Origin of the sequence: Phenylobacterium sp., from assembly GCF_030654915.1 — a bacterium.
Lineage (GTDB): Bacteria > Pseudomonadota > Alphaproteobacteria > Caulobacterales > Caulobacteraceae > Phenylobacterium.
Map to the genome: position 1 here is coordinate 1 of NZ_JAURWM010000308.1, position 8,810 is coordinate 8,810.

The 8,810-nt window shown below is 65.5% G+C and carries 12 protein-coding genes; 7 read left to right on the forward strand and 5 right to left on the reverse strand.

Annotated features, from left to right (window positions below; all coding sequences use genetic code 11):
* The 6 genes from Q7T84_RS16235 to Q7T84_RS16260 form a co-directional block, all read left to right on the forward strand.
* The coding region (locus Q7T84_RS16235) for a chemotaxis protein CheB (RefSeq protein WP_304810885.1) at positions 1–615 on the forward strand (615 nt) is incomplete at its 5' end.
* Positions 615–1,004, forward strand: coding sequence for a response regulator (locus tag Q7T84_RS16240; protein WP_304810887.1), 390 nt, complete (start codon positions 615–617; stop codon positions 1,002–1,004). The genes Q7T84_RS16235 and Q7T84_RS16240, both read left to right, overlap by 1 nt.
* Positions 1,001–1,561 carry a chemotaxis protein CheD gene (locus tag Q7T84_RS16245; protein WP_304810889.1) on the forward strand — a complete coding sequence of 187 codons (561 nt, stop codon included), beginning with the start codon at positions 1,001–1,003 and terminating at the stop codon, positions 1,559–1,561. Before Q7T84_RS16240 ends, Q7T84_RS16245 begins: the two co-directional genes overlap by 4 nt.
* A complete protein-coding gene (locus Q7T84_RS16250; RefSeq protein ID WP_304810891.1) occupies positions 1,561–1,926 on the forward strand; it encodes a hypothetical protein in 366 nt (121 codons plus the stop codon). The genes Q7T84_RS16245 and Q7T84_RS16250 overlap by 1 nt, the downstream gene beginning before the upstream one ends.
* A gap of 11 nt (positions 1,927–1,937) precedes the next feature.
* Entirely contained in the window at positions 1,938–2,534 is a 597-nt protein-coding gene (locus Q7T84_RS16255) for a response regulator (RefSeq protein WP_304810894.1), read from the forward strand.
* The gene (locus Q7T84_RS16260; RefSeq protein ID WP_304810896.1) at positions 2,531–2,980 is read left to right on the forward strand and encodes a hypothetical protein; all 450 of its coding nucleotides are present in this window, start codon (positions 2,531–2,533) and stop codon (positions 2,978–2,980) included. Before Q7T84_RS16255 ends, Q7T84_RS16260 begins: the two co-directional genes overlap by 4 nt.
* Positions 2,981–2,989: 9 nt before the next feature.
* On the opposite strand, the gene Q7T84_RS16265 is transcribed toward Q7T84_RS16260, so the two are convergent.
* From Q7T84_RS16265 to Q7T84_RS16275, 3 genes are all read right to left on the reverse strand, one after another.
* Complete coding sequence (locus Q7T84_RS16265; RefSeq protein ID WP_304810898.1) at positions 2,990–3,469, reverse strand: hypothetical protein; 480 nt, start codon at positions 3,467–3,469, stop codon at positions 2,990–2,992.
* Entirely contained in the window at positions 3,466–4,068 is a 603-nt protein-coding gene (locus tag Q7T84_RS16270) for a response regulator (RefSeq protein ID WP_304810900.1), read from the reverse strand. Before Q7T84_RS16270 ends, Q7T84_RS16265 begins: the two co-directional genes overlap by 4 nt.
* A gap of 93 nt (positions 4,069–4,161) precedes the next feature.
* Complete coding sequence (locus Q7T84_RS16275; protein ID WP_304810903.1) at positions 4,162–5,670, reverse strand: CehA/McbA family metallohydrolase; 1,509 nt, start codon at positions 5,668–5,670, stop codon at positions 4,162–4,164.
* A 172-nt stretch (positions 5,671–5,842) separates the two neighbouring features.
* Between Q7T84_RS16275 and Q7T84_RS16280 the strand changes: the two genes are divergently transcribed.
* Complete coding sequence (locus Q7T84_RS16280; RefSeq protein ID WP_304810905.1) at positions 5,843–6,970, forward strand: zinc-binding dehydrogenase; 1,128 nt, start codon at positions 5,843–5,845, stop codon at positions 6,968–6,970.
* 199 nt (positions 6,971–7,169) lie between these two features.
* Here the strand turns inward: Q7T84_RS16280 and Q7T84_RS16285 are convergent, their stop codons facing one another.
* Both Q7T84_RS16285 and Q7T84_RS16290 read right to left on the reverse strand, forming a co-directional pair.
* The gene (locus Q7T84_RS16285; RefSeq protein ID WP_304810907.1) at positions 7,170–8,309 is read right to left on the reverse strand and encodes a hypothetical protein; all 1,140 of its coding nucleotides are present in this window, start codon (positions 8,307–8,309) and stop codon (positions 7,170–7,172) included.
* Positions 8,310–8,319: 10 nt separating this feature from the next.
* Positions 8,320–8,712 carry a Zn-ribbon domain-containing OB-fold protein gene (locus Q7T84_RS16290; RefSeq protein ID WP_304810909.1) on the reverse strand — a complete coding sequence of 131 codons (393 nt, stop codon included), beginning with the start codon at positions 8,710–8,712 and terminating at the stop codon, positions 8,320–8,322.
* Positions 8,713–8,810 lie beyond the last annotated feature (98 nt).

Sequence of the window (8,810 nt, forward strand, 5' to 3'; positions counted from 1 at the left end):
GTGGAGCGTGATCGCGACTATCGGGCGTCCGACGCGATCCTGGCCATTGGATCGTCGACCGGCGGGGTCGAGGCCCTGATGACCATCCTGTCGCACTTCCCCGACAGCTGCCCGCCGACCGTCATCACCCAGCACATGCCGGCGACCTTCACCAAGAGCTTCGCCGCGCGGCTCGACAAGATCTCCGGCGCTCATGTCACCGAGGCCAGGGATGGCGATCGCCTGCAGGCCGGCCACGTCTATATCGCGCCCGGCGGCGATGCGCATATGGAAGTCACCTCGTCCTCGCACCCGGTCATCCGGCTGCGCCAGGGCGAACCGATCAACGGCCACCGCCCCTCCGTCGACGCGCTGTTTGAGTCCGTCGCCAAGCTGAATCGTCCCGCCGTCGGCGCCATTCTGACCGGCATGGGCCGGGACGGCGCGGCCGGTCTAATGTCCATGAAGAAGGCTGGAGCCCGCACCTTGGGCCAAGATGAATCATCCTGTGTCGTCTATGGAATGCCCCGCATCGCGTTCGAGATAGGCGCCGTCGAGAGGCAAGTCGGCCTCTCCCGTATGGGACCGTCAATCTTGAACCTTTGCGCCTTTGCAGACACCCATAGGAGCGCCTGATGCCCACCGCCCTCAGCATCAAGACCCTCATCGTTGACGATCAGCAGACGATGCGCTCGCTGATCCGCACCAGCCTGCACGCGCTGGGCATCACCCAGACCCGCGAAGCTCCCGATGGCGAAGAGGGCCTGCGCTCGCTCATCTCGGCGCCCTGCAACCTGGTGATCACCGACTTCAACATGCCCAAGCTCGACGGGCTCGGCCTGCTGCGCGCCATTCGGGCGCATGGCCCGACCTCCAAGACCGCGGTTATCATGTTGACCGGCCGGGCCGACCGCGAACTGGTGCAACGCGCCGTGCAGTTCGGGGTCAACAACTATCTGGTCAAACCGTTCACCACCCAGACTCTCAAAGAGAAAATCGAAGCGGTGTTTGGCCCACTCACATGATCGTTGAAAACGTCTCCGGGCGGCCTGGCACGCGCATTCATGTCGTGCAGGGCGAGCATCACATTTCCGACGACCCCGATGTGATGCTGACCACGATCCTCGGATCATGCGTGGCCGTCTGCATGCGCGATCCCAAGTCCGGGCTAGGCGGCATGAACCACTTCCTGCTGCCCGAAGGCCGCGCGGAAGGGTTGGACGAAGGTCGGCGCTACGGCGCCTACGCCATGGAACTGCTGATCAACGAATTGCTGCGCTCAGGCGCGCGTCGGGACCGGCTGGAGGCCAAGCTGTTTGGCGGCGCACGGATGTTCGGCGGCCTCAGCGACGTTGGAGCCTCCAACGCCGCCTTCGCTGAGAAATTCCTTCGAGATGAAGGAATTCCGGTCGTCGGATCGAGCCTCGGCGGACTGTCGGCCCGGCGGGTTCAGTACTGGCCGACCACTGGGCGCGCCCAACAACGAACCGTGACTGATAACGCGGAGCTAACGCGTTTGCGCGATCCTGTGGTGCGGACCCCCGCCCCGACGCCGGACGCGGGGTCTGTGGAGCTGTTTTGATGAGCCGATCCACCGCCGTTCAGACCCCCGAGGTCCTGTCCTCCATCGCCCTGGAGTTGGAGCATGCAGGAGAGCTCTGCGACCGGCTGGAAACTCTGGTCACCCAGCTCGTGCGCGCCAGCCGCGGGGAGCCGCTGGCCATCGCGCTGCATGAGGCCCAGACCCTGGACGTGCTGACCCAGCACCTGGCGGCCCTGGCCACCTTTACTCGCCGGTTGGCGATGCAGGCCGAGAGCGGCGACTATGATCTCTCCGACGCGGTCGCCAGCGTGACGCTCGGCGACCTCGCCGACCGCCTCGCCCGCGTCACCCGCGAAGGTCCGGCGCGCCAGGACGCCGGCGCGGGCGACCTGGACCTCTTCTAGGCTTCGACGGCATGGCCCTGGACCCCAAGATCAGGATTAATCTGGACCGCTCCAGGGTCTTGCTGATCGACGACAACCCGCAGGCGCTCGAAGCCCTGAACTCGATGTTCCGAGGGTTCGGGGTCCGCAAGCAGTTCAAGTGCAGCTCTGGGCCCGAGGCGATGCATGTCGTCAAGACCCAGGAACTCGACCTGATCGTCATCGATAGCTCGATGCCTGACATGGACGGCTACGACTTCGTCCGCTGGTTGCGCCGCGACGCGCCCGACATCTCGAAATTCACACCGGTCATCATGCTAACCGGCCACGCCGCGCGCACCATGGTCGAAAAGAGCCGCGACTCCGGCGCGAACTTCGTCGTCTCCAAGCCCTTCACCCCCGAAGTCCTGCTGCAGCGGGTTTTCTGGGTGGCCAAGGACGAACGCCAGATGGTGATCGCCGAGGGCTATGTCGGTCCTGACCGCCGCTTCAAGAACATGGGCCCGCCGCTGGGGATGAAGGGACGTCGGAACGACGACCTCTCAACCCATGTCGGCGCGGCCACCGCCCCAAACCTCGATCAGTCTGACATCGACATGCTGATGAAACCCGCAAAGGTGCAGCTGTGAGCGAAGCCGAATTCGTCAAGGTCAAGTACCGCCTCAGCGAGCAGGTGGCCGAACCCGGCGGCATGACCGCGGGCTTGGCCAGCGAGCGCGCCCAGCGCGAACTGGCGGCCCACGCCGGCGACGCCATGAAGTCGCTGGGCAACATGATCGGCCGGCTTGAGGCCATGTGCCGTGAAAAGACCGCGTCGCTGGACGCCGTCTACGAAGAAGGCTCGACCATCCTTGATATCGCCGGGGTGTTCGACAAGCGCGTGCTTTGCGACGCCTGCTACAGCCTCTGCGAACTGGTGGATCGTCAGCGTACGCACAACCGCGCCGACTGGGCCTCGATCAGCGTTCACGTCAGCGCCATGCGCCTACTCTGGAGCAAGGACGGCCAAGATCCGGCTTCTATGAAGTCGGTGGTCGACGGGCTGTGGGCGATCACCGACCGCCTCAATCCCTGACCGTCCGCCTCAGGTCCCGGCTTCGGGCCGGGCGTAGCGCTGACTGATTTGACGCAGACCGGCCAGGATCGCCTGGGTTCCGGCGGCGTCGGCCGCGCCCTCGGTTTGCAACAGCAGACGGAATGCCCGCAGGTGGACGGCCACGGCGTTGGCGTCCCACCGCTGCTGGCCCTTCAGATAGTCCAGTAGATCCGACAAGCTGATCAAGGCGGTGTCCACCGCCCCAAGCCCGCAGGTGCTCGGCACGCCAATTGACTTGGAAACCACCGTATAGAGCTCGGCCAGCAGATCGGCCTGGAACACTCCGCCGGCGCGCCCAGCGATAGCCTCAGCCTCCTCCAGCACGGCTTTCAGCTCCACCAAGCAGTCCTTGCGCAGGCTCAGCAAGCCGGCGCCGGCCCGCTGAACGGCCTCCGCCACCGGCAGACCGCCGGGTGTTCTCAAGAGCTTGGCCAGTCGCACTGGCGGGGTGTGGATTTTGACGCTCATAGTTCCACCCGTCGGGTTTTCATGAGGCTGTCGATGACCTCCTGATCCATGTTTGGGTCTTCGGCCGCGCCAATCTCGCCATGCAGATCGTCTCGGCGGCGTCCGGCCATTCCGGCCGGCACCCCCTCGTTCTTGAAGCGGCGATCGGGGCCCATATAGGTGTCGCACTCCACGAACCGCCGGCCTTCCTTGGCGATCCACAGGATGCGCTCCAGGACGGCGATGGGGGTCAGGGGCTTGGCCATGACGAAGTGAGCGCCACAGTCGCGCGCTCGCGCCACGGCGTTGCTGGGGGTGTGGCCGGCGATCAACAGGACCGGCGCGAAGCAGTTGGGTTCGATCCGGCTGCGACGCAGCCACTCGACGAAGTCATAGCCCTCGCCGCCGGCGCCCATCGCATCGCAGATGATCAGGTCGACTTCGATCTTGGCGATGGCGTCCTTGGCCTCGGCGACGGTCTCGCAGCGGTGCAGGGTCCTGGCGCCGAATCCGATCAGGATCTGCACGAGGATGCTCATCCCCATCGGAGACTCTTCGAGCAATAGAATAGAGGCGCGCTCGAGATTGAAGCGGGCTCGAGATTCTGGATTCAGCCCCATACGCTTCCCGACAACGTCACGATGCGAAAGCCTAACGTCGGCGCGGTTAATAAGAGTTTCCTACCCTACCGCCTGCGGCGAACGGGCGCGGCCTCACGGCGTCAGGTAGATCGGATTTCCAAGCAGGATGAGCTTGCCGTCCGCACCGCGAACGTCGATCCGAAGCCAACGGCGCGCGCCGTCGGCGGTCAGGTCGAACGACACCGTTTGATCGGCGCCGGTGAGCTTGGCGCCTGGCGAAGATGCCAGCTTGGCGCCGTCGCCGGCCAGCGAGATCGAACCGCCCGACGCCCCCACGACATGGACGTCCACCCGGATCTTCGTTCCAACCGGCGCCGATAGGGCGTCGCCCATCTGCGCGGTGGCCCCATCAGCGATGGCGCGCACATCGAGCAAGCGATCGCGCGTCCCGGCGATGTCGAGGAAGACATGCCCCTGGCCGATGGCCGTCAGGATCGCCGCCTGACTCAGTTGGCCAGCACGCACAACCGTGGTCGGAACGCCGATAGCCGGCGCCTTGTCCGGGTGGAGGGTGGCGTCATGGTTGTCGGACCCGCCGACGGCGGTGATGCGACGGCCCTCGTTAAGACGCTGCTCCCAGAACCCGATGCTCGACAGCGGGCCTTCGACATTGCCGCCGTTCACCGCCTCGATCGCCTGGATGCGGCCGTAGTCGGTATCGGGCGCCGTCCACCCGCAACCCATGCAAAACTCGCCCGAGGGCAGGCCCGGATGATTGATCGAGATCATCCCGCCGGTCGCCTCGACCTGCCGCAGGATGTCCGCCATTTTCGGCGCGTGCGGACCGCCAAGCTGGAAGTCCACGAAGGCCGTGGGGCCGAACAGGTTGGCGTGACCGTAGAAGGTGGTGATCTCACGTCCCGGGATGATCAGCAGGTCGTCGAAATAGGGAGCCAACTCGCGCAGCGCCCCGAAATGCGAGGTGGCGTTGTGGTCGGTCACCGCCACGAAATCGAGGCCGCGCGCGGTCGCCGCCTCCAGCGTCTTGTAGGTCGGGCACGGAACCTTGGCGCCCTTGCGCGACAGGCAGGAGCCGTCGCTGTGGCCGGTGTGCATATGCAGGTCGCCGCGCCACCAACGCTCCTCGCTCGCCAGGGGCTGGTCATTGAAGCCCACAGCCGCCGCGCCCTTCCGATCGAACCAGATCTTGGCCGTGTAGTCGGCGCGGCTGTCCTTGCGAATATTCGGCGCGCCCAGCACCAGCTTCCAGACGCCGGGCTTCAGCGGGCCGGCCAGATAGGATGGCGTGGCGTCGGATTCGGCGAGCGTGAAGCTGCTCTTATTGCCGCCGCTCCAGCCTCGGAACCGCTCGGGATCACGTAGGCCAAGGTCGATCACCGAGCGCTGCTCGCGGCCCGTGTAGGCGAACTCGACGGTGATCCGGTCCACGCCCGGCGGCGCCTTGAACGGAACCTCCGTATAGGTCTCATGCGCCGCGCGTGTCAGCGTTCCGGTGAGGATCACATCGGGCGCGCGGACAGGGCCCGCGTGCGCGACCGCCGCCTCGAGGAAGAGCGCCAGTGCGACCAGGGCGATAGACGCCGCCCGGGCGCGCAGACCTTGCTGAAGGGGCCATGCCATCAGCAACGGTATAGCACGGCTATCCGAAGCGGACGGCCAAGCTCGGGCGGGCCTACCTGCGAAATGCCACGCAGATAAGGCCGATAACACGACCGATCGTGCGTTTTCCCATTGCCGCGACCGACCGCCGCCCCTACTTGCCAACAACAATCAATTAGGACGGGAGACGACTATGGGAACGAGCCTGCAACTGCGCTCACTGGTTAAGGCGAGCGGCGAACTGGAACTGTCGCTGGTGTCCGTACCGATCCCCGTGCCGGCGGCCGACGAGGTCGTGGTGCGGATCGAAGGCGCGCCGATCAATCCGTCGGACCTTGGCCTGCTGCTCGGTCCGGCTGACATCGCCAACGCCAAGGTGACCGGCTCGGGCGCCGACACCGTCGTCACCGCGCCCATCCCGCCGCATTTCATGCGCGCCATGGCCGCCCGCGTCGACGACTCGATGCCGGTCGGCAACGAAGGCGCTGGCGTGGTCATCGCCGCGGGCGCATCGCCGGAAGCCCAGGCCCTGATGGGCAAGACCGTCGCCATCCTGGGCGGCGCCACCTACGCCCAGCACCGCAGCGCCAAGGCCGCCGACGTGCTGTTGCTGCCCGAAGGCGCCACCGCGGCTGACGGCGCTTCGTGCTTCGTCAATCCGCTGACCGCGCTCAGCATGGTCGAGGTCATGCGCCGTGAAGGCCACACCGCCCTGATCCACACCGCCGCGGCGTCGAACCTGGGCCAGATGCTGAACAAGATCTGCCTCGCCGACGGCGTGGCCCTGGTGAACATCGTCCGCAACCAGGAGCAGGCCGACCTGCTGCGCGGCATCGGCGCCAAGTACGTGGTCGATTCCACCGCCCCCGACTTCATCGAGGCCCTGACCAACGCGATCGACGAGACCGGCGCGACCCTGGCCTTCGACGCCATCGGCGGCGGCAAGCTGGCCTCGCAGATCCTGTCGGCCATGGAAGTCGCGGCCAATCGCAAGGCCACTGTCTACAGCCGCTACGGCTCCTCGACCTACAAGCAGGTCTATATCTATGGCGGCCTCGACACTCGCCCCACCGAACTGGCCCGCAATTTCGGCCTGTCCTGGGGCGTCAACGGCTGGCTGCTCACACCCTTCCTGGTGAAGATCGGCGCCGATGCGGCCAAGCTGCGCGCGCGCGTCGCGGCTGAACTGAAGACCACCTTCGCCAGCCACTACACCGCGGAAATCTCGCTGGCCGAGGCGCTGCAGCCCGATGTGATCGCCGCCTACAACAAACGCGCGACGGGCGAAAAGTACCTGATCAACCCGAACAAGGGCGTCTAGGGCGCAGAAAAAATGCTGCACCCAGGCCTTGCAGCATGGGTGCAGCATAAACTGCGGTAAGTCGCTGTTTTGGAAAGACTCCCCACCCGCTCGTCATCACCAGGCGCTGGTCCCGGTGATCCATAGACGCCGACGACGGTGTCTATGGATGGCCGACACGAGAGGTCGGCCATGACGAATATGGCGGGGCGGCGCTAGATCACTTCTCGTTCGTGAAGATCACCGTGCCGGACGAGGCGAACATGCCGCCAACGCCGTGGCAGACGCTGATCTTCGCGCCTTCCACCTGGGCCGGCGCGATCCCACGCAGCTGCCGCACGCTCTCCTGCAGGGCGTACATGCCGTACATCCCCGAGTGCATGTAGGAGAGGCCGCCGCCGTTGGTGTTCATAGGCAGCTTGCCGCCGATGGCGGTGTTGCGCTCCCTGATGAAGTCCTTGGCTTCGCCCGGCTTCACGAAGCCGAGGTCTTCCAGGCCGTAGAGCGGCAGGTGGGCGAAGGCGTCGTAGATCATCAGGTGATCGACGTCGGAGTGCTTGATGCCCGCCTCGTCGAACGCCTTCTTGCCGGAGATCCTGAACGCGGTGGACGAGTTGAAATCGTACATCTGCGAGACCATCGGGGTCTCCACGCTCTCGCCGGTGCCCATCACGTAGACCGGCTTGTTCGGGAAGTCCTTGGCCCGGTCGGCGCTGGTCAGGATCAGCGCGCCGCCGCCGTCGGTCACCAGGCAGCACATCAGCATGCGGTACGGCCAGGCGATCATCGGCGAGTTCAACACATCATCGACGGTGATCGGGTCTTTGAAGCTGGCCCGCGGATTCTTGGCGGCCCATTCGCGCTGGACCACCGAGACCATCGCCAAGTCTTCCTCGGTGACGCCATAGGTCTTCATGTAGCGAAGCACCGGCACGGTGAACATGGTGGGCGGCCCCACCGGTCCGAACGGCATCTCGAACTGGCCCATCAAGCTGGACGGCGCGCGGGCGAAGCCGCCGGCGCCGACGCGGCTGCGGCCCGACTCACCATGGGTGATGAGGATCGTCTTGGCATGGCCGGCCGCGATGGCCGCCGCCGCATGGCGGACGTGCAGCATGAACGAGCAGCCGCCAACCGACGTCCCGTCCGCGTAGGTCGGCTTGATGCCGAGATAGTGGGCGAGCTCGACCGGGCTGATGCCCGCAGTGGCGACGCCGTCGATGTCGGCCGGCGTGAGACCCGCGTCAGCCATCGCGTTAAGCGCGGCGTCAGCGTGGAGGCCGATCACGGAAACGTCCGGAATCTTGCCCATCTTCGTGGTTTCCGCGGCCCCGACGACCGCGACTGAATTCTGCTTCATGGATCTCGCCTCAGCCCTTGGCCGGTTGGAACAGCGGCAGCGAAATCGTGTCGCTCACCTTCTCGAAAACGACCTCGAGCGGCATGTCGAGGACCAGGGCTTCGGGGGTCTGCGGGCAGTTGATGATATTGGTCATCATCCGCGGACCCTCTTCCAACTGCACGACGGCGATGGAGTGCGGCTCGGTCCCCATGTCGGGGCGCGGGCGATGGTTGATCACATAGGAGTACAGGGTGGCGCGGCCGCTGGCCTTGAACACCTCGACGTCGCGCGAGCCGGTCTTCGGATCGAACGGACGCGGCGGGAAATAGGCTTCGCCAGTGGCCTTGTTGCGTTGCAGGAGCAGTTCGCCGTTGCGAGCCCCATCCCAGAAATGCTGGGTCTCCGGCGTGGGTTCGGGCAATATTCTCGCCATCTGAAAATTCGTCCCCAATCAAAAAATTCGAGTTTTGCAATTGGCCCACTGAATCGAGTGGGCGGCGCAGCAAACCCGACCGGGAC

What these genes read in the sequence shown, in the direction of transcription:
- Q7T84_RS16240 (WP_304810887.1), top strand. Translation starts at nt 615, where the DNA reads ATGCCCACCGCCCTCAGCATCAAGACCCTCATCGTTGACGATCAGCAG.
- Q7T84_RS16245 (WP_304810889.1), top strand. Translation starts at nt 1,001, where the DNA reads ATGATCGTTGAAAACGTCTCCGGGCGGCCTGGCACGCGCATTCATGTC.
- Q7T84_RS16250 (WP_304810891.1), top strand. Translation starts at nt 1,561, where the DNA reads ATGAGCCGATCCACCGCCGTTCAGACCCCCGAGGTCCTGTCCTCCATC.
- Q7T84_RS16255 (WP_304810894.1), top strand. Translation starts at nt 1,938, where the DNA reads ATGGCCCTGGACCCCAAGATCAGGATTAATCTGGACCGCTCCAGGGTC.
- Q7T84_RS16265 (WP_304810898.1), bottom strand. Translation starts at nt 3,469, where the DNA reads ATGAGCGTCAAAATCCACACCCCGCCAGTGCGACTGGCCAAGCTCTTG.
- Q7T84_RS16270 (WP_304810900.1), bottom strand. Translation starts at nt 4,068, where the DNA reads ATGGGGCTGAATCCAGAATCTCGAGCCCGCTTCAATCTCGAGCGCGCC.
- Q7T84_RS16275 (WP_304810903.1), bottom strand. Translation starts at nt 5,670, where the DNA reads ATGGCATGGCCCCTTCAGCAAGGTCTGCGCGCCCGGGCGGCGTCTATC.
- Q7T84_RS16280 (WP_304810905.1), top strand. Translation starts at nt 5,843, where the DNA reads ATGGGAACGAGCCTGCAACTGCGCTCACTGGTTAAGGCGAGCGGCGAA.
- Q7T84_RS16285 (WP_304810907.1), bottom strand. Translation starts at nt 8,309, where the DNA reads ATGAAGCAGAATTCAGTCGCGGTCGTCGGGGCCGCGGAAACCACGAAG.